We start from the raw sequence: 20,462 nt of genomic DNA on the forward strand, positions 1-20,462 counted from the left end.
TATAGACATGTGCCCTATTTTCCATCACCTGCATAGGATGACGTATGCCTACACCGAAAGGGGAACAAAACATGACACAAGAAAATGTATCGCTAGAGGGAACCCTCCCTATTTATCCAACTGCTACACGTACGGAGGTTCATATGCCTGCGCAGCAAGCTCCAACATGGACGGGAGCCCAGCAACCAGTTCAACAAACGCCAGCATGGATGGGTGCCCAGCAACCTGTTCAACAAGCTCCAACATGGACGGGGGATAATCTCCCCATCTACCAACAACCGATGACAACACCCGTCGTGTACCCACCTGGACAGCAACAGTTCCAACATGCCGGCCATGCCCAACCTCATCATGTCTACCATCCGCACCAATCTCAAACAGCTCACCCTATACATCATCATGCCTATCATCCGATGCATCATCACGCCTATCATCCTGTACACCATCATGCCTATCATCCGATGCATCATCATACTTACCATCCTGTACATCTCCTTGGCTACCATCCACAATATCACCATATGCTGCATCCGCAACAACATCATGCTCATCACATCCAACATCCGCAGCATCATCAAACCCACCATACGCATACTCAGAATGGGCAGCATTCCCAACAACAACACAATCCGCAGCATCATAATCAACAACAAAATCAATAGCACAGGCGGACCCACCCTTCACGCCGAACATTACAAAAAGGCTGCCGATACACCGGCAGCCTTTCATTTTCTTACTATATGTCTTTATTCAGCATCATCTCGAGAATAAGTTTATCAATCTCCGATGTCGCCTCGTTCCCGATACGGCAAAAGTTGTCGATCGTCTTCTCAGCTTCATTCTCGATAAATCCATTCGTGGAGGAAATCGTCATTCCTTTGGATGCGAGAAGCGCAGATTGCACCGCCGCACTCGTACAGGTGGCTACTTTCATCGCGCAGCCGCCCTTTGCTCCATCACACATCATCCCCGACACATTGCCGAGCATGTTTTGGATCGCTGCTTTGATCTCCGCTTTACCTCCGCCAAGCAGGTAGGTAATGCCGCAGCTTGCTCCGGTGCCGGATACGGTGACCCCGCATAAGGCGGATAATCGGCCAAATTTGGATTTGATATGAATCGTGACCAAGTGGCTCAATGCAGCGGCGCGAATGAGCTGCTCCTCGGTGGCGCCAAGCTTTTCGGCTGCCGCTATAACAGGGTTCGTCGCGGCGATGCCTTGGTTTCCGCTTCCCGAATTCGCCATAACTGGCATGGAGGAGCCCGCCATCCGAGCATCTGATCCCGCCGCTGCAAGCGCCATGGCATGAGAGATTAAGTCATCGGACAAAATACCTTTTTGCACATTTTCTTTAATCGTCTTACCGACTTCGAGACCGTACGCATGTTCCAAACCATCTAGTCCCGCTTTGCGGTTTAGCTCAATGCTCATCTTAACCAAGCCAAGCTCGGCAAGATCCACCGTATTCACGAATTCGACGATCGAATCAATCGTTAGCTCACTGCGATCTTCTTTGGAGCTCTTAAAACTCGCGTTAGCGCAGCCTCCCCTATCAATGATCTGCCCGTCAACTTCAATCAGTGTGATATTCGTATGGTTATCCGTAATAACAACCTTCGCATACCTTGTCTCTGCTTCAATAATGACTTCAATGTATAATTTCTTGGGCGTATCGGCGAGATGAACAACAGCAATCCCTCGTTCCACCATTTCCTGCGCCACAGTAATATCTTCCGGCTTAATATCAGCAAGCACTTCAAGCTGTTTCTCTGCATTTCCCGCAATTGCCCCCAAAGCAGCGACAAAATCGATCCCTGTCAGGCCAGTCCCTGGTATACCGACTGCAAGTGCATTCTTGATAATGCCTGCGCTTGCGTAAACCGTAATTTTATCGATATTGCCATCCACATAAGTCCTAGCCTTGGCAGCAGCTAAGGCAATCGCAACCGGCTCCGTACAGCCAAGCGCGACGACGAGTTCGTTTTGCAGTATGTTTATGAATGTATCCGTCCTCATGATGAGCCTCCCTTAACACCGAAAGGCATCAAAAAACCTTCGAATGATTCCTAAAATATACTATAGTTGCTTCGCGTAGATCAACTCGTAATTTTTGAGAACGGTCACAACAGTTTGGCATTCGCCGCCGCGTCAAACACTTGACGCTCTTTGCCATTGTATAGAACAGCGGATTTGGCTGAGATGACTTCACCTGCCACCGTTACCTGTTTATCCGAGAAATTCGCGATGACTTTGAGATCATTCCCATACTGTGCGCTTTGCACAAGGCGATCCTCCGTAAGGACCGAGAACCCGCTCATCTGACGGCTAACAGCCTCTCGATGAAAAGGTGACCATACCTTCAGAAAGCCAAGCATGCTTGCTTTATCTTTGTCCCATGCCTTGCGATCCAAGTGATAAAGCGGCGGGACATTGTACAACAGCTCATAGAGCATCCGGTCTGCTTCCTCTCCTTTAATCTTATAGCTGCCCCATTCCCAATGATTTGTTGTAATGATGGTATCGTTGTAGATCAATTTATAGAGCGGAACAGAGTAGGCCGGATCGATGTAAACTTTCTCATAGAGCGGTTTAATGGGCACAGGCTTGCCATAGCGCTCGGGAATTCCATCCTTGGCGTAGTAGCCTCCAACATAGTATGGACTGTTCTTTAGATCTCTCATATCGGGGTCCCCCCAAGCAATGACAGGACTTTCAATACCTTGCGCGAACGCAATCACGCTGCTGGCAAAGTCGTTGCCTCCCTCAGAACCGACAACCATTTTCTTGTCTTTGGCGAAATAATCGAGCCTTTCCATGCGCGCTTGCAAATCTTGCTGCTGTGTAGTCGGATGGGCCGGGGAGAAATCGTCATAGATTTCCCCCGTGGCATCACAGTCCACGAACCAGGAGTTAAAGCTGATTCCGTCCTGCATAATGCCAGACACACGCTGCTTGACACTTGGCATCGCCAGTGTAGGGTTCAGCTTGCGCCCACGCTGCAAAAATCCAGCTACTTTGGTGTTATTCTTGCGAGTTACCGTCGCATTCTCATAAAGCGCTGGATCTGGGAAGGAAGCCGTATTCCACGAAGGATCCCCTTTTTGATGAATAGAATGATAGGAATCATATGGAGCAATGAGGTAGCCGTTCTTGCTTCCCTCACTAACCATTTGAGGATTCATCAAGCCACTCGACCAGTTAGGAAGGCCAAGCCAGGCATTTTCGATGCCCGCTTCCCGCATATCTTTGATTAACTGCGTCGAATCGGATTGTCCCCAATCCGCTAATTCACTAACGGCATCCAGCAGAATACTTTTGAGAAGCAGCTTGTTCAAATCGTACAGTTTTTCCTCACTCAGCTTGTCAACTCCTATCCCAATGAGCTTGCGAGCTTCCTCACCAGGGTTAGGAAATTGGGCTTGCGTATAAAATTCTCGCATTTTCAATGCCTGGTTCAGCGCGGTGAGAACGACTTTCTTCTGATATTTGTCCATAAAATCCTGATTGGAAATTTGCTTGAGCACCTGTTCCAGTTCTGCACTTCCATCCGTTGTATGGGCCAGAAGCTTAACAAGCCACGACCCGAGCCCTTTGGGAAGCAGCGAGCGAAGCTGAGGCCATTTGACATCGGAATCCGTAAGAATTGATTCGCTCCACAAGTAAATCTGAGGTGCTCCATACAGCTTGCTGATAGAAGGATTAAGCTTGGCTTTTTCCTTCAGAGTGACAATCTTGCCTTGCTCTGCCACATAGTTTTTGTAGGGCAGCACAACATTCTGTGGATCATTTGCCGTTACATAGAGGCGGAATCCGTAGCTTTTATCGCTGTTAATCGAAGGAAATTCATGGGTAAATTGAAAGGCTACATTCGGTGAAGCATCGAAGTGAATTTCATTATTGAACTTGTTCGTGACCACATAGACAAGAGATAACTGATTCTTGCCAAGCGCAAAAAAGTCCATGGAGAACGACTCGCTCCAACTGAGCGTCTGGTCCTTCAGAAATTCGCGCCAGTTCGCATCGCTTGCAGGAATGTTTTTCCCTTCTCCTAAGGGCAGCATATAGTTATCCGACTGAACAGAGGGCCACTGGAACTGCTCGGCCCCGACAGATTCGAACCGAATGTCGAGATAATCGCTTTTCTGCTCGATACTGACGTTGACTTTATTCGGATAGGTCCATTTGACAGCATTCTTGGACTTCACCAAATTCGTCACCTCAGCTTTGGGTAGAGGCAGCGATGCCGGAATTCGTACACCATCTTTCATCAGAACAAGCGCAAATGTTTCCGGATCAACGTCAAATTGAAACTGCTCCACCGCGGCTTTCACCGCAGTGGATTCTGTTGGCTGCAAGTTTATTGTAGGTAATGATTGCGTAGCCGCGCCGCCCCAGCATCCCGTTAAGGAAATACTTAGCATACTTGTTACACACAGCGTAGTTAATTGTTTTTTCATGTGGCACATCCTCCAATTTCATGATCATCGTTCGACGTCATTGTATAGGAGCTATGTTACAGCAATGTGCCAAAACGTAAGGAAAGAAACTTACCCAACTTGATTCGCGATTTGAGAATCTGTCATACTGATGTAACAAAACAATGATAACGTTACAGCCATACAAGAAGGAGGGTTCGGTATGAACTTGCTGCTCGCAGACGATGAGACGCTTATGCTGCAGATTTTAAAAGCTTATTTCGTCAAAGATGGGTTTAACGTGCTCCTCGCTCAAGACGGTGAAGAAGCGATCGACCTCTTTTATACGCATAAAGTGGACTTGGCCATTCTGGATTGGATGATGCCCAAACGCAGCGGCATTGAGGTTTGCCAGGAAATGAAGAAAACAAGCCGAACCAAGGTGCTTCTGCTGACAGCCAAAGGTGATCCTGATGACGAGTTTCTTGCTTTGCAGTCGGGAGCCGACGATTATTTGCGCAAACCGTTCGATCCACGCATTCTACGGTTAAGAGCGCAAAAATTGCTGAATTTAACTGCGAAGTCCGTCATTGGCGATTTGACTGTGGATATGGAAGCCCAGAAGATATATCGCGGTGGCAAGGACATCCAGGCTACGAATAAAGAATTCGAATTGATGAGATATCTTGTCGTCAACAAAGGGCAAATCGTAACTCGCAAAATGCTGCTCGATCAAGTATGGGGGTTCGATTATTTCGGAGAGGAACGGACGGTTGACACCCATATTCGCAGGCTAAGAGAGAAGATCGGCGAGCACTGGATTAGAACGCATCGAGGAATGGGCTATTGTCTGGAGGATTCGCATGAGTAGACTGACCCGGAAGCTAATTGTGCAGATTAGCCTTACGCTATGCGTTGTATTCCTCCTGTCCTTCAGCGTAAATACTTATTTACTGCCCAAATACTTTTTGTATGAGAAAAAAAACAAGCTGGACGAGTTGGTCACGGCTCTCGAGCAAATGGAACTCAAGACACTGGTCGAACAACTTGAGACCATTGCAGATCACAATCAGGTCACCATCGTAGTCAGTTCATTATCGGAGTCCGTCAATGATTTGAATAGCGACTTGTTGGTGCAGTTGAACCGCAAAGGCATAACCCTCAGCAAGTTTTGGCTGACCGAGGAGAACATGGTGATCCTCCGCGACGGCGGAAGGGTCAATAAAATCTTTGATCAAGTCAAACTCAAGTCCAGCTTTCTCGTCAATTTCGTGACCGTGGGGGATACCGTATTTGCTGTGGGCGAATCGATTTCTCACTCCGAGGATACGATACAGATCGTGAATCGCTTCAATGCGTATCTATGGATAGGCATGTTTGTGCTGCTTGTCCTGTTGTCCGTGCTGTATACGAAACGCATTGTGAAGCCGCTGGCTGAACTAAATAGGGCTGCAGAGGCGATTTCCCACTTAACTTTCATAAAAACAGACATCCGCACTGGCGATGAAATCGAATCTCTTGCGCATAGCGTTAACCAAATGAGTGACAATTTAAAAGAAGCACATCAATCGTTGGAAGCGAAAAATGCCAATCTCCGGCATTTTATTTCGGATATTTCACATGAACTGAAAACACCATTAGCTTTAATTCACGTTTATGCATCAGGACTTCAAGACGGGCTAGATGATGGCACTTATGCAGCTGTCATTCGGAAGCAGAGCGAAGATATGGCCGGATTGATCGACCGGCTGCTGGAGCTGTCTGGACTGCAGGAGGACACTTCTCTCTTTGAACCTGTCGACTTCAAGAAGCTATTTATGGAAACGATAGCGGTCTATGGGATCGCTTTTCGCCAGCAAGGCATCGAACTGCAAATGGACGTGGCGTTGACCGAGGATATTCGCGTGATGGCGGATCGGAGGAAACTGCAATCGGTGTTGAACAACTGGATGAGCAATGCGATGAAATATACGAGTGGAAGCTTCGTTACGATAAAGGTGGAAACCAAGGAGGATGTCTTGCACTTCCAAATTTCGAATCCCACGCATGCTGCAGAAGATGCCGAGTGGGATCGAGTCTGGGAACCTTTCTATGTGCTAGAGAGCTCCCGAAGCAAAAAATTCAGCGGAACCGGGCTCGGTTTATCCATTACCCGTACCATTCTTCAGCAGCATCAAGCCTCTTATGGCTTGACTGTTCGGGATGGCGTCGTTACATTTTACTTCACGCTGCCTCTGCTCCAGGGGACCTAAGCGCTCCGCTATTTCCGATCCCGAATATACGCGGCCATCCATAAGCAGACTTCCCATAAATCGGAGACGGGTTCGTTCGTAAAAGGAACCCTCGGCATATAAGGTGAAGGGCCGAACTCCGGGGTAATTGTCATAGGCGGTAGGCCCTTTTGCTCTTGAATAGCCACGATCTGCTCCCACCATCCCATATGGGTAGCCAGCTCATGCTGATATTCCGCGGCAGCAGGATGAGGCACCTGCGGACCTTGTGAATACCCAACTCGGCTATGGATATGGATCGTTCGTTCGATTGCAAGAGCGAGATTCTCTTTTTGATCTTCCAGCAGGGATTCACAGACACAACACCAATGACTGAAATCGGCCGTAAGTTGCAATTCGGGCAAATCTCGCAACAATTGAGCGGTTCCCCAAGGGGTGAACATCGCTCTTCCCCGGTGCGTTTCATGTCCGACAGGCACAGCAATGGATTTCTGCACAGCGATCGCTTTGTCGAAATAATCTAGCTGCTGCTGATACGGCATTGAATCCTTCGCGCTATGAGCATTAATCAGGCGAGGATTAAAGCGGAGCGCCTGTTCAATTTGCGCTTCAAAGGATGACAGATGGTCGTCACCTGCCGTAAAGATCATAGCGATATAATCGAAACCATATTGACTAAGCAGCTCTCGAAATTGGCTCTCGTTTTCCTTTGTCGGCAACGGACATTCGATCCCTGCAAAATAGTCCTGGGAAGCAATTAATGCAAACTTTTCCTCCAAGGACAGATGTTCCATCCCCCAAAAGGATTTGAATAATGTGGCTTTCATTCTCTTCACTCCCTGTTACTGAAATTCATGTCTCTTGCGCGTCTATTCCTACATATAACACCGCTTTCAAAGCTTATTCTAAGTGACCATATCAAATTGGTCAACTGAATTAGTTCCCCTTGGTTAAGCATTTCCGGGGACTGAAAACGCAATTAAGAAAAGCGGCTTTGCCGCCCTGAGAGATGAGCATCTTCATAACGGTTTTCAGCAATATAGAGGATCCTAGTTCCCTTTGGGCTTTGAAATGACAGAGATCGTCGTGTGAAAAGGAACTATGATCCGCTAAATGGCGGGAACTGGGGTAAACGTAGCATGAAAGGGAACTGAGATCCGCTATTTAAGCGGAACCTGCTGATTCCAACCGGGAAATGGTGCAATAGCGGATCGTAGTTCCCTTTGGCGTGGAATAATGGCGGTTTTCGGTATTATAGCGGACTGTAGTTCCCTCTGGATCCTTATTATGACACATTTTCCTACAATCGCGGCTTGACGTTCCCTTATCTCCGCGCGATTGCAAAGCTAGAGGATCTCATTCTGCCAAATAGCTTGTTTATACCTCCAAACCAGCAGCAATTCGAACACATAAGTACATTCACAGCTACCTTGTTCTCATCGCATCTCATCTGGTCTCGTATCATCGCATCTCATTACAACTCTTCTCTTCTCTTCACTTCTCTTCTCTTCTCTTCTCTTCACATCGCACCGCATCGAACCCCTCCATCGTGATGGGGCCGCCTACAACCCAAGCCTGGAGACTGGCGTCCATCTCCAACATTTAAATTCTGGGCCAGCTTCACTCACCCCAACCCAAAAACATGTCTCTTAGACCTTCGTCGATGGTTGACTTGAGATACGTCCTCAGACAAGACACGGCTCCACTCTTCCGTTCCTCCGCATGAACACGTCGTGCAGAAACACTCCTTTGCACCAAAAAGGCACCACCTTAAGATCGTGGCACCCTTCACATGCGAGCAGCTTAAACCCTTTTTTCGGGTCTCCACAAACTCGAAATTTCCAGATTTCTTTCAGCACTTCGGGACGTATCTTTTTGCCATCCTTGCTTTTATTGGCTTCATAGTAGCGATTCTCATCAAAGAAAATTCGGTGTAGGATGTCCTGTTTCATATTCTAAATGTACCAAAAAACTAAAAAGGTAGAATCCCCTAAATCCACTAAATAAACTTATACTTTCTATTATTCTAAATAAGGGGTAAGCTTCGCTCACCCCAAAACATATAAATTCTTATATATTTAAAAAAAGGCCTCCCTCAGGTTATAACCTTGGGGACAGCCTTTTATAGGACTACAGTTTGCTGTATCGTCGAACTTAAACTTGATTTTTGGGGATACCATTTAGACTCGGGACATCATCTTCGGCCTTATCGCTCGTGAGCGTTTGCTCTTCTTCAAGGAAACTAGCGTTATTCTGCTGATTGTTCTTTTTATCTGCTTTGTTATCTTCGCGGTCATACTTGGGATCTGCGTCATTCTTGGGCATAGTATTCACCTCCATCATCTCTCAGTTAGTATGAGAAGATGGTTCGCCTTTTATTCCGGTAAGATACTTGCTGCTATAACTGGGTCTGAATGTATGCCATAATGTAACAAAGTATGCTTACTTATTAAGGAGATCACCATGCCCAAACAACGTCAACTCATAGAACCTTCTGACTTCGAGCGAATGAGAGTATTTCAGCAACCCATCTCTGTCTTTATACATGATGAAATAATTGGCGAGAACGTACGCATTCAATCCCATGACGCCGAATTTGTATTTAGTACTACTGGAGAGCGGTACGTTAAAGCAGATTGTAAATTTCTTAGTAAATGATTATGGATTTGTGCCGTATACTTCAAATTCGAACAACGAATATCCGTAAGAAGTTCCTCTACCCGTGCCATATACTCTTACATATCTGGCACTCTGAGAGGCAATCGTAATATTGTCTATGGCGCCATCGCCAGTTGATGTTGAATAGACATCGGTCCAGTTCGCAGGAGCTCCGCTATCCGTAGATATTTGAATCTTGTAAGTCTTCGCATAAGCCGCTTCCCAAGTTAGCTTCACTTGATTTATGTTCTTCACAGAACCAAGATCAACATAGATCCACTGAGGATCAACTCCCTCGACACTTGCCCATCTTGTAGCTGCATTGCCATCGAAGGCTTTGGCCGGTACAAAGCCCGATCCTTCGCTAGAACTGGAGACACCCGTCTTGTTCAGAGCTAGATTGGACGGCGGTGTCGTTCCGCTGGTTGTTGTAGCTGTTGCTGTATTGCTTGGCCCGGACAGGTTGCCGGCGGCATCAATCGCTTTGACCGTGTAGCTGTATGAAGTAGAAGCCGTAAGTCCTGTATCACTGTAAGAAGCCGTTGTTGAGGTTCCAACTTGTGTGCCTGCACGATAAATCCGATACTCAGTAACGCCAACATTATCCGTCGAAGCCGACCAAGTTAAATTAATTTGGCTGCTGGATGAAGCGGCTGCCGCCAAGTTCGCAGGCAGCGTAGGCGCTTGCGTATCCGGAACGGTTCCTCCTGCCGCTGGTTTCCACCAATTCCCTGAGATGAACAGCATATTTAAAAGTGTAAAGCTGTCGTCATAATAGCCCGTTTTGTGGCTTTTCATAAAGTCCCAGCCGCTGTTGATCCATGCTTGATTGCTGCTGCTGGATACGCCGGCTGCAATGAATGGAGCAACGAATACGCCGGCTGGACCGCTAGCCGAACCCGTCACAGTGCCATCCAATTTATATCCGTCTTTCACATTGTTCGGATTGTTGCTTGTTTTCCCTTTAATCCAGGTAGCGATTTTGTCGGCAATTGTTTTGCCTCTCACATCACCATATAACGCATAATCCATCACAATTCGGGTAGGCACGCGAGCTGCATTGTAGTTATATTCATTCGTCTCCGGAAACTCATTCAAATAATTCTGAGGAGCCGGTTGCGGCGGATTGCCTACCACAAAGTCCGAAATCAGCCCTGTGTTTGGCGAATAGGAAGCACTGAATGAAGTGTAAACACTGTATAAATTATTAATCACATTCAGCCAAGTTTGATCACCCGTTACGTCGTAAAAGGCTCTCATATGACTGAGCATCCAGTCAGACGGTCTCGTATTCAACACGCTATTACCATCCCAATCGCCTAGGTTCAATCGGTTATTAGTCGTCACATTGCTGACTTTAATGCCACTAGTAATCATCTTTTTGGCTTCGGCCAGATAATTGATCGTACCTGCTGATCCCCATTGATAATGGGCAAGAATCAGGGAATAAGCGATATCGATATCCCCATCTGTCGCTGAGTCAAAATGCCCTTGAGCGCCCGCGGCATCTGCGACTACCCACCCCATCAAATTATTATTTTGTGAACTTTTGTAAGCTCTGGCTGTCTTATAAAGACCGTCGTAAATCGTTTTGGCATTGGCATCATAGCCTGCCATTAAAGCTGTTATCACCATGCCATATCCTTGACCTTCGGAAGAACCCAATGGTTTATACCCATCCGCGCTGCCAGTTATATCACCTTTCACATAATAGCCGCCAGGAAGGGAGGATAAGTTGTTTTTGAGATAGCTTGCTTTCCACGAATTATAGTAAGCCGCGACATCCGTATTCAATTGTGCCTGTGTGACATGATTAGGTTTGGTAATACCACTATAACTGACTTGCTGTGGATAAGGTTTCTGCTCACCTGCCGCGCTAGCCCTTTGTTCTAGAGCAGGTGTCAGCAAGGTTGCCGAAACAAAAGTGACGCAAATCACAGCAATAGAGCACCATTTCAACTTACTCTTGACGGGGTTTACCTTGGCCATATTCATATTAACGCCTCCTAGTTCATTGTTATTCCAAGCCTATGAACGCTCCAGATCCCTTGCTTCTGTCACTATCCCCCTTTCGCCAATCGCCCGATAGTATAAGCGTTTAAACTTTTAGGATAAAAGTGATTCTATATGGAAAAGCGAATCAGGCGCTGCGAAAGCTCTGCTTCAGAGAAGCACCCCCGCAGCCCCAGAAACACTGTTATCCTTGGTCAAACACTAGCCAACCCTACTCTTTGACGCCACCGGCAGTCATTCCTTGAACAAGGAACTTCTGAAACAAGATCGCAATAAGCAGGGGTGGCAGGGAAGCCAATACGCCGCCTGTGGCTACCATTCCGAAATCTACTGCGTTCTTACCGCTAAATTCTGAAATGGCGACCGAAATGGTTTTGGCACGAAGCGTTGAAGTAAACAACAGGGAGAAGAAAAACTCATCCCAAGACAGCAAAAACACAAAAATCATCGTTGCCAAGATGCCAGGTCGCACGATAGGCACTACAATCAAATACAGGATTTGCATACGGCTGCAGCCATCAATCGACGCCGCTTCATAGAATTCGTGCGATACCTGTTTGAAATAACTCTGCATAATCCATATCACAAACGGAATAGCAAAGGTCAAATCAAGAATGACTAAGGTCAATTTGGAATCCAGCATCCCCATTTTTTGAAGCAGGAGATACAATGGGATGACAATGACAACGGATGGAATCATATAGGTGAATAAGAACAGATAAATGAGTTGTCGCCGGAATCTAAATTGATACTTGGCAAAAGCATGCGCAGCCAAACCACCGATAAGAAGCGCAATCATAGTAACAGAAACAGCAACCAACAAACTATTGGCCATTGAAATACGAAAAGCATAGGCAATATCTTGATGAGCATTCGTGAAAATATCCATATAGCGTTCAAAGGTAATCCGCTTGGGAATCCACTTCATGGGCACTTCTTGCAAATCAATTTGATACGAAATACTGGAAATGAATAACCAGGCAAAAGGCGCCAATGTACAGATGGCGATCAGCACGCCAAACGCATACTGGAAAGTCGACAACACGCTGCTCTTCACTTAGATCCCCCCTTCTGCCTTCAGAACTTTCACATAGGCAAATGTAAGAGCAGCTATAAATAGGGCAATCAAATAGGAAAGCGTGGCGCCTTGTGAAAACTGTAAATTGGTAAACGCCTCCAGGTAGGCTTTATAAATAATAACCATTGTGCCATTCGTCGGCCCACCTTTCGTTAAGGCGTAAATCAAATCAAAGACTTTGAAAGATTCCATCGTTCGCATCACGATCAGCACCAGCACGGTTGGTTTTAAATACGGGAGCGTGAGCACGATCAATCTGCGGAATAGTCCCGCTCCATCGATACTTGCCGCTTCGTATACACTCTTGTTCGTCATCTGCAAGGATGCAAGAAAGAAGATACATACGAATGGCGTCATTTTCCAAACATCCGCAAGAATGACCATATTCATCGCTGTCCAAGGGCTGCTAAGCCATGGCCGATACGCATCGATCAGATGCAACTGAACTAGCAGCCCGTTAAGCGCACCAAACTCCGGATGATAAATCCATTTCCACATGGCTGCGTTCACAATGGTTGGAACCGCCCAGGGCAAGATAATAATTGAGCGCAGGAACCCGATTCCCCGAATGTTTTCATTGAGCAAGAGAGCCGTTAACAAGCCTAGAACAAGCTCCAGTGCAATGGAGAATGAGGAAAAATAGGCTGTTCTCCCCAGTGCTTCCCAGACAGAAGAATCGGTTAAAGCTTCAACATAATTATGAATACCTACAAATTGCCCCTTGCTGGCTGAAGTCAGTTCCATATTCTTGAGACTGTAGATGAAGGTTTGAATCAGCGGATATAAGACAATACCGAATACCAGGATAAAAGCTGGCAGTATCGTGATTACTGCAAAACGTCGGTCACTCCATCTTTTTCTCAGCATGATGTCATTTACTCGCTATTTCTTTAGCTTTCTCCTGTAGTTTGTTCAGCGCATCTTCCGGTGTTTCCTTCCCCGCCAAGGCTTTCTGAACGGAGGTCTGCAGTTCGGTCGAGAGCTGCCCATACCATGGAACAACGGGGCGATTCACGATATGTTCATATTGCGATTTGGAAACGCTGATTAATTCCGGGCTCGTTGCGACAACTTCGGAGTCGCTGAACAACGATTTCCAGATCGGCAGCGCATCTTTCGCATGTTTTTTCTGGAAGTCTTTGGACGCTAAGAATTGGATATAGTTCCATGTTTCTTCCGGGTATTTACTGTCTTTGGCTATGGACAGGCCCATTCCGCCATTCGTTGTTGCTCCTGGCCCCTTCGAGGTGCCAGGTACTGTAGATATGCCTACTTTGCCAACAACTTTGGATTCTTTGGGATCGTTGGCCATACCAAGCATATAGGTCCAGTTCAAGGCAAATGCAGCTTTACCGCTAGAGAATACACCTCTGACATCTTCCTCCAAATATTCAAGGGAGCTTGGATTCGTAAGTCCATCTTTCATCGATTGATACATGAAGTTCAGAGCTTCGATGTTCGGCTTATCATTCAGGGTCGGTTTGCCATCCTTCACCATTTGCCCGCCGAAAGAGGCAGCAATCATCGTATAGTCGACAGAAAGTGCTTCTGCTTGTTTCCAAGACCAGACAAGCGGAAAATCAACGATTTTCTTTTCCTTCAAGATCTTCGCATCTGCGATCAATTCGTCCCATGTCGCAGGAGGGTTGCTAATGCCCGCTTGCGTGAGCATCTCTTTATTATAAAATAAATATTTCACGTCATTCAGCCAGGGCATTCCATACAGTTTATTCTCATACTGCATGGCACTTAGCGCCCCGTCAAAAATGTCTTTGCGCGCTGCTTCCGACACTTTATCCGTAACTTCCTTCAACACACCGGCTTTTACAAATTTCGCTGTCCACGGTGCGTCGATTAATACGGCATCATAGCTTCCATTGGAAACAAGGATTTTCTGCTCCAGTGCTTCATAAGGAACAAATGTCGTCTCCACCTTAATATTAGGGTTCGCTTTGATAAAAGCATCGGTTGCCTCCTTGATAGCGTCTTCGCTATACCCCGCTTGCTTCATGAAAAGTGCATTAAGCGTTATACTTTTCGGCTTTGTCGGCGCTTCCTGATTACTTGTGCATCCTGCTAAAAAACTGCTTACTAGTACCGATGACACGATCATGACTGTCAGCTTCTTCATCATAACTTCCCCCTAGATTTCGTAAAAATTGTAGAATGCTTCTTAGCTGACTTCATCATATAATGATCGATACCGCATGCACATTTACTATCTCGACCCCTTTATGGACGATTTATACTTTTAAGATTGTTTTTCTTGAAATCCGTTGGATTCAGCCCGTACGTTTTATTAAAGAGGCGGTTGAAATAAAAGGGATCTGGAATGCCGACCAGCTCCGCAATCTCTTTGATGCTTAGATCGGGGTTTTTCAACAGTTCTCTGCCTTTCTCCAACCTTAACTCATTGAGGAAATTCACAATCGTTTTTCCCGTTTCCTTCTTGAAGAGACGCGTCAAATAGCTCTCGTTCATATTCACAACACTTGCCATCATCTGAAGCGTTATCTTCTGATCGATATGTTTGAGCATATAGGCGATAATGGCACGTATTTCCTTGCGATATTTGGAAGATACAGGAATGGCATTTTGGCTAAAATAACTCACTGCTTGCACGAATGCTTCTCTGACTTCCGCTAAGTTATCTCCCCTGCTGAGCTGCTCGCGCACCTGTTCGGGCAGTAATGGGTGCTCACTCTCCGCATTGAATGCCTCACAGCTATCAAGAACAGCCGAAATGGCTTTCTTGAATTGAGCAGGAGGAACCCTTCCTTGTTTTGCTTTCTCATACATATCATCAAAGCAGCCAAGATATGCTTCCTTATTGCCTGATTGGATATGTTCAAGCAAGTTATCCTGTTCGTGCTGCATGTGTTTCTTTCCATCAAACACCGCATCCCCGACTTGAATCACGATGGCATCATGCTTGTAGAATCGCAGTTCAACTGCTTCCTTACATGATCTGTAGGCTTCTCTTACTTGTTGCAAGCTGGCAAATGAGGGGCTGATAACGACATTAACGCCAAGATTCAAATAGAGTTTCAGCAGCTTGGCAATCCGGTTTGCAAACTGCAGCTTGCCCGTCGCGCTCTCATATTTATTGCGATCTGGAAGTACAACCATATAGTCACGTTCACTGATTTCAGAGAATTCCATGACGAAAGAGACATCGACCATCTCCGATATGATATTGCTAATCGCGAATGCCAACAGATGCTTCTGCGTCCATTTGCCGCTATTCATCGTTTGCACATATTCATCTATTGTGATCAACAACAAAAAATTGCGCTTGGGGTCGATCTGAATGTTCAGCTTCTGCGCCTGCCTATCTACTTCCGACTCCGACATGTTGCTGAAATAAACCAAATCTTTGAAGAAATTTGTCCGAGCTAACATGAGATTCTCAATCTGTGCGACTTCCTTTTGCCGCTCTAGTTCTTGTTTCTTTTTTTCTGATAAGAGCTGATTGGCAGCATTGTTCATACTATCTAGCAGGTTCTCCGGCTTTAAGGTTACCTTGAGCAAATAATCAATGGCCCCAAGCTTCATCGCTTCTCGAACCAAGTCGAATTCACCATAATTGCTTATTGCGATAATTTTCCCACTGAAGAATTGGGCTTCCTTTAGCTTCTGTATGAGCTCAAGGCCATTTAACCGAGGCATCTTGAGATCTGTTATGACAATATCAGGCGTGTACTGTTCGACTAGCGCCATCGCTGCTTCCCCATCCTCTGCTGCGCCAATCAGCTCGAACCCGTGCTGCTCCCACGGAATCATCATTTTGAGCCCGATTCGGATAATTTTCTCGTCATCAACAATCAATACTTTACTCATCCGCACGACTCCCTATCTCTGCCAAAGGCATTATTAAGCTTACCGAAGTGCCTCTGCCTACCTCACTCTGAATCGTAATTCCGTACGCTTCACCGAAATGAAGCTTGATTCGTTCATTAACATTAGAAATCCCAATATTGGAAAGCCGCTGCTTAGCTATATTCGGGGTATCCAGCAACTGCTGAACCTTGTTCGGGCTCATCCCTTTGCCATTATCCACAATGTTGATTTGAATATGACCTTCGAACCGCTTGGCCGTTATAACTATCTTATTATGGTCAGCCTGTTCATCCAAGCCATGGATGATCGCGTTTTCAACAATAGGCTGCAGGATGAATTTAAGAATGCCACTTTCCATTAACCCCTTATCAATCTGATGCTCGACCTCAAACGTAGCGCCATAGCGCAGTCTCTGTATAACGATATAATTGTTAATATTGTCCAATTCCGCGCGCAGTGAAATCATTTCACTCGTCTCTACAATGGTGCTCCGCAGTAATTCGGCCAGCGCCCCAAGTCCGTCGCTAACGCTTACAGCTTGATTGAGCATTGCAGTCCACTTGAGAGAATTCAGCGTATTGAACAAAAAATGAGGATTAATTTGTGCTTGCAGCATTTGCAGCTCAACTTCCCTTTTCTTAACTTGCTCATTCCTTGTCTGTTCGATCAAATTGCTTATTTGCAAGACCATCGTATTGAATCTCGTTGACAAAAAGCCGATCTCATCTTGGCTGCGATCTTCATTGGTTGCCTGTAAATTCCCCAATGCCAACTGTTTCATGGATTGTGTTAATCGCTGCAGGGGATTGGAAATACTGCCTGAAATCACAAAAGTCAATAAAAGTGAAAATAACAGACAGAGCGCAGTAGCAATCAGCATATACGGAACGATCGTGCTGGTTTCTTTATTCAAATAAGAGGTAGGAATCGTACTTACCAAGTACCATCTTGCCGAAGAATCATAGGAATAAGCGACCAATGAGCCATTATGATGCCATGTTGAAATGAAAGCACGTTTGCCTTTCTTCTCATTTTCGGCAATCTTGTTCAACAGATCCTTGCTTTGATCCAGCGTGCGCCCCACCGGCATATCCATATTCCTGGAGGAAAGAACACCGCCCTTCGGGTCGATCATAAATAAATCCGCCCCCTCGCCCATATTGACGTCCTCATAAATATCACGGGAATAAAAACTTTCTTTAATGGCAATAAAGATATAACCCACCGTATTGAGCCAATTCGATCCTGAATGGATTTCGCGCGCAAGTACGATGCAATCTACGCCATTCTGAGTAACAACATGCGTCCAAATATCATTTCCTTTGCGTTCAGCAATCATCTGGGTCAAAGGCTCAATGTCCTGCGGGAGCAGCTTGTCATAGCCCAAATCATAAACGAGCTCTTTGGACTTATTATAGATTTGCATCGATTTAATATGATTCAACAGCTTGCGGCCGCTAAACGTCTGATTTACCTCATAATAAGTATCCATAACCGACTGAGCGTCGAGTTCTGTTGCATTTTCCAAATTCTTTTGAACGAGACTATTCATCATCACTTGGTTGCTCAAATAGTCTAGTTTACGGTTCTCTCTTTTAATCTCATCGCGAACTTGGTCCAAAATTTGCAAGGAATACGTACCAATCTTCGTATGAATGGCTTCACTGGATTGGGTATAGGCAATAAGGGTCATTGAAAATAAGGGGATAATCGATAATAAAATGAAAGATACAATCAATCGATGTTTAATTTTCGATTTCCGCAATAAATTGGGCAGACAATTGAATTTTATGGACAATCCTGATCTCACCTCTCTCTTTTAGAAGTAGCAAACCATAGTATTCGATAAAACACCCAACAACCCTTTATTTACCATTTATTCAAAACGCAATCTTCCACTCAAGTGAAAAACGTGAAATTATGATTGAAATAAAAAATTATCCTATGTAATACTGGATGAAACAATCAAAATCATGTAAGATTTACAATGATAACTTGTAACTCGCTTAGGAGGATATGACAGATGAAATTGCATTTTGAAGGGGATTTAACCTCCTTGCTATCCGGCATTCAGATATTGTCGAAGGAGCTAGGCATTATCGAGGCCGAAGATGGACTAACCGTCCATATCGAACCATCGACTGGCGGCCTGGAAGTTGGCTTGGAGCAAGGAAAGGCGTATATCCGCTATGAACGGAAACATCAATTCTACCGTGGTCTCAGTTTGCTCGTACAGCATGGCCGCAGCGGAGAGTTGTTCCAGATTCAGGAGAAGCAGCAGTTCGATACCATCGGACCGATGTTCGATCTATCGCGCAATGCGGTACTGACGGTGAACAGCTTCAAATTCATGCTGAACAAGATGGCATTGATGGGGATGAACACCGTCATGCTGTATTTGGAAGATACCTACGAAATTAGCGGCGAGCCTTACTTCGGTTATATGCGCGGACGCTATTCGCATGCGGAGCTCAAAGAAATTGACGATTATGCGGACCAATTCGGCATAGAGGCGTTTCCAAGCATTCAGACACTTGCCCATCTGGAAGAGTTCTTGAAATGGGAGCCCGTGAAGCATTACAAGGATACGAAGGGTGCTCTCCTCGTCGGTGAAGACAAGACGGATCGTCTCGTTGAGCGCATGATCGAAGCCATCAGCGCCCCGTTCCGCAGCCGCAAAATCCATATCGGCATGGATGAGGCGGAAGAGCTCGGACGCGGCAAATATTTGGACCTTAACGGATATACAAGCCGTTTCGATATCATGACGGCACATTTGGACAAGGTGTTGAATGTTGTGCGCAGTCGCGGTTTGAAGCCGATGATGTGGAGCGATATGTTCTTGAAGCTGGCTTCGAGTGGCGGCGATGAGTACTATGATGAGGATACCCAAATTCCGGAAGAAATGGCGAGCCGCATCCCCAAAGATGTGGATATGGTGTATTGGGATTACGTCCACACCGAGCGTGAGGATTATGAGAACCTGATCGCGAAGCATCGTCCGCTTGGCTGCAATCTCGTATTTGCCGGTGCTGTATGGGTATTTAACACATTTGGCGTGAATTACGGATTGTCGTTGAATGCGACAGACACAGCTTTGCAAGTATGTAAAAAAGAAGGCATTCGCGAAGTATACGCCACGATGTGGGGCGATGACGGGATGGAAAGCAATCCGTATATCGCTTTGCTGGGCTTGCAGCTTTATGCGGAGCATGCCTACACCGAGGGTAGTCCCGATTGGAATCGAGTCGCAGAGCGGGTCAAGTTCTGCACGGGCATTGAGGCTGACGCTTATTTGCAGCTGAAGTATTTGGACGAAACGCCTGGCTCTGAACCGGATAACCGGAAGCAGAGCAACCCTTCGAAGTTTCTCTTGTACCAAGATGTGCTGCTGGGGATGTTCGACAAGCAAATCGAAGGTCTCCCCATGTCCGCCCACTATGCTCAGCTGGAGCAGGACATTCACGCCCGCCGCGCAAGCGACGCTGAGCTTGATTATTTGTTCGACGTGCCGGAGAAGCTGTGCAGCGTCCTGAAGCTGAAAAGCGAGATCGGCATCGAGCTGAAGCGCGCGTACGATAAGGACGATAAGGAGTCGCTGCGGCGTATCGCGACAGAAGTGCTCCCAGCCATTTCGGATGCTGTGCGGGAGCTGCGCGCAGCCCATCGTACCCAGTGGCTGAGCATGTACAAGCCGTTCGGCTGGGAAGTCATCGACATTCGCTACGGAGGTGTCGTGAACCGTCTGGACACAGCTTCGCACAGACTGCTCGATTACGCAGAAGGCCGAATCGGACAAGTCGAAGAGCTGGAACAAGAGCGTTTGTTGTACAGCACGACGAATCGCTTCACGAATAAAGGCGTTGGCTGGTGCAGCTACTATTACCGGATGGCTTCGCCAAACGTCTTCTTCCATGTTTTGAACCCTTTTTAAATCGCATGTGATGTGCCAGAATTACAAACGGAGCCCCGAACGTGCGGGGCTCCGAACTTCTTATTTGGAAACTGTTATGCATAGAAAATAGCCACTTTAAAGCAAGTAATCCTGTTAAAGGGAACTACAAGACGCTATTTAGGCAAAAAGCTGGGATGCTATGGCGATAGCGGAACTACAGAGACCGTCGATTAACTCCTTAAATTTAGCAAACATCGGGAGGAGTAGGTTTCGTCTATTCCTCTCCCCCCCCAATGAAAACCCCGAATTTACTTTAAAATGACTATTTATC

The 20,462-nt window shown here is 46.2% G+C and carries 14 protein-coding genes and 2 pseudogenes; 4 read left to right on the top strand and 12 right to left on the bottom strand.

Features of this window, described 5'->3' with window-relative positions; translation table 11 throughout:
* The first annotated feature begins 71 nt into the window (after positions 1-71).
* On the top strand, positions 72-662 hold the full coding sequence (locus IEY34_RS27570) for a hypothetical protein (RefSeq protein ID WP_189018057.1): 591 nt from the start codon (positions 72-74) through the stop codon (positions 660-662).
* 74 nt (positions 663-736) lie between these two features.
* Here IEY34_RS27570 and IEY34_RS27575 read toward each other — a convergent pair whose 3' ends face one another.
* Positions 737-2,017, bottom strand: coding sequence for an L-cysteine desulfidase family protein (locus IEY34_RS27575; RefSeq protein WP_189018060.1), 1,281 nt, complete (start codon positions 2,015-2,017; stop codon positions 737-739).
* A 104-nt stretch (positions 2,018-2,121) separates the two neighbouring features.
* The gene (locus IEY34_RS27580; protein ID WP_373291356.1) at positions 2,122-3,963 is read right to left on the bottom strand and encodes a glycoside hydrolase; all 1,842 of its coding nucleotides are present in this window, start codon (positions 3,961-3,963) and stop codon (positions 2,122-2,124) included.
* A gap of 676 nt (positions 3,964-4,639) precedes the next feature.
* On the opposite strand from IEY34_RS27580, the gene IEY34_RS27585 reads away from it, so the two are divergent.
* A complete protein-coding gene (locus tag IEY34_RS27585) occupies positions 4,640-5,287 on the top strand; it encodes a response regulator transcription factor (RefSeq protein ID WP_189018066.1) in 648 nt (215 codons plus the stop codon).
* Positions 5,280-6,668, top strand: a complete 1,389-nt coding sequence (locus IEY34_RS27590; protein WP_189018069.1) for a sensor histidine kinase — start codon at positions 5,280-5,282, stop codon at positions 6,666-6,668. Before IEY34_RS27585 ends, IEY34_RS27590 begins: the two co-directional genes overlap by 8 nt.
* 8 nt (positions 6,669-6,676) lie before the next feature.
* On the opposite strand, the gene IEY34_RS27595 is transcribed toward IEY34_RS27590, so the two are convergent.
* The 10 genes and pseudogenes from IEY34_RS27595 to IEY34_RS27635 form a co-directional block, all read right to left on the bottom strand.
* Positions 6,677-7,474, bottom strand: a complete 798-nt coding sequence (locus IEY34_RS27595; protein WP_189018072.1) for a sugar phosphate isomerase/epimerase family protein — start codon at positions 7,472-7,474, stop codon at positions 6,677-6,679.
* A gap of 833 nt (positions 7,475-8,307) precedes the next feature.
* Positions 8,308-8,599: pseudogene (locus IEY34_RS27600) on the bottom strand (transposase zinc-binding domain-containing protein); the annotation flags it as partial.
* Between the two features lie 202 nt (positions 8,600-8,801).
* The gene (locus tag IEY34_RS27605; protein WP_189018078.1) at positions 8,802-8,972 is read right to left on the bottom strand and encodes a hypothetical protein; all 171 of its coding nucleotides are present in this window, start codon (positions 8,970-8,972) and stop codon (positions 8,802-8,804) included.
* Between the two features lie 333 nt (positions 8,973-9,305).
* Complete coding sequence (locus tag IEY34_RS36980; RefSeq protein WP_229757877.1) at positions 9,306-9,968, bottom strand: discoidin domain-containing protein; 663 nt, start codon at positions 9,966-9,968, stop codon at positions 9,306-9,308.
* A gap of 27 nt (positions 9,969-9,995) precedes the next feature.
* Positions 9,996-11,204: pseudogene (locus tag IEY34_RS36985) on the bottom strand (family 8 glycosyl hydrolase); the annotation flags it as partial.
* A gap of 325 nt (positions 11,205-11,529) precedes the next feature.
* Complete coding sequence (locus IEY34_RS27615; RefSeq protein ID WP_189018085.1) at positions 11,530-12,375, bottom strand: carbohydrate ABC transporter permease; 846 nt, start codon at positions 12,373-12,375, stop codon at positions 11,530-11,532.
* Positions 12,376-13,263: a carbohydrate ABC transporter permease gene (locus IEY34_RS27620; RefSeq protein WP_189018088.1), complete on the bottom strand. Its 888-nt coding sequence runs from the start codon at positions 13,261-13,263 to the stop codon at positions 12,376-12,378.
* A gap of 4 nt (positions 13,264-13,267) precedes the next feature.
* Positions 13,268-14,530 (bottom strand): extracellular solute-binding protein, encoded by a 1,263-nt coding sequence (locus IEY34_RS27625; protein ID WP_229757874.1) that lies wholly within the window; start codon positions 14,528-14,530, stop codon positions 13,268-13,270.
* 98 nt (positions 14,531-14,628) lie between these two features.
* Positions 14,629-16,236, bottom strand: a complete 1,608-nt coding sequence (locus IEY34_RS27630; protein WP_189018091.1) for a response regulator transcription factor — start codon at positions 16,234-16,236, stop codon at positions 14,629-14,631.
* Complete coding sequence (locus IEY34_RS27635) at positions 16,229-18,034, bottom strand: cache domain-containing sensor histidine kinase (protein WP_189018094.1); 1,806 nt, start codon at positions 18,032-18,034, stop codon at positions 16,229-16,231. Before IEY34_RS27635 ends, IEY34_RS27630 begins: the two co-directional genes overlap by 8 nt.
* Positions 18,035-18,259: 225 nt before the next feature.
* On the opposite strand from IEY34_RS27635, the gene IEY34_RS27640 reads away from it, so the two are divergent.
* Positions 18,260-20,170 (top strand): beta-N-acetylhexosaminidase, encoded by a 1,911-nt coding sequence (locus tag IEY34_RS27640; RefSeq protein WP_189018097.1) that lies wholly within the window; start codon positions 18,260-18,262, stop codon positions 20,168-20,170.
* Positions 20,171-20,462 lie beyond the last annotated feature (292 nt).

Source organism: Paenibacillus marchantiophytorum (assembly GCF_014640555.1).
Classification (GTDB): Bacteria; Bacillota; Bacilli; order Paenibacillales; family NBRC-103111; genus Paenibacillus_E; species Paenibacillus_E marchantiophytorum.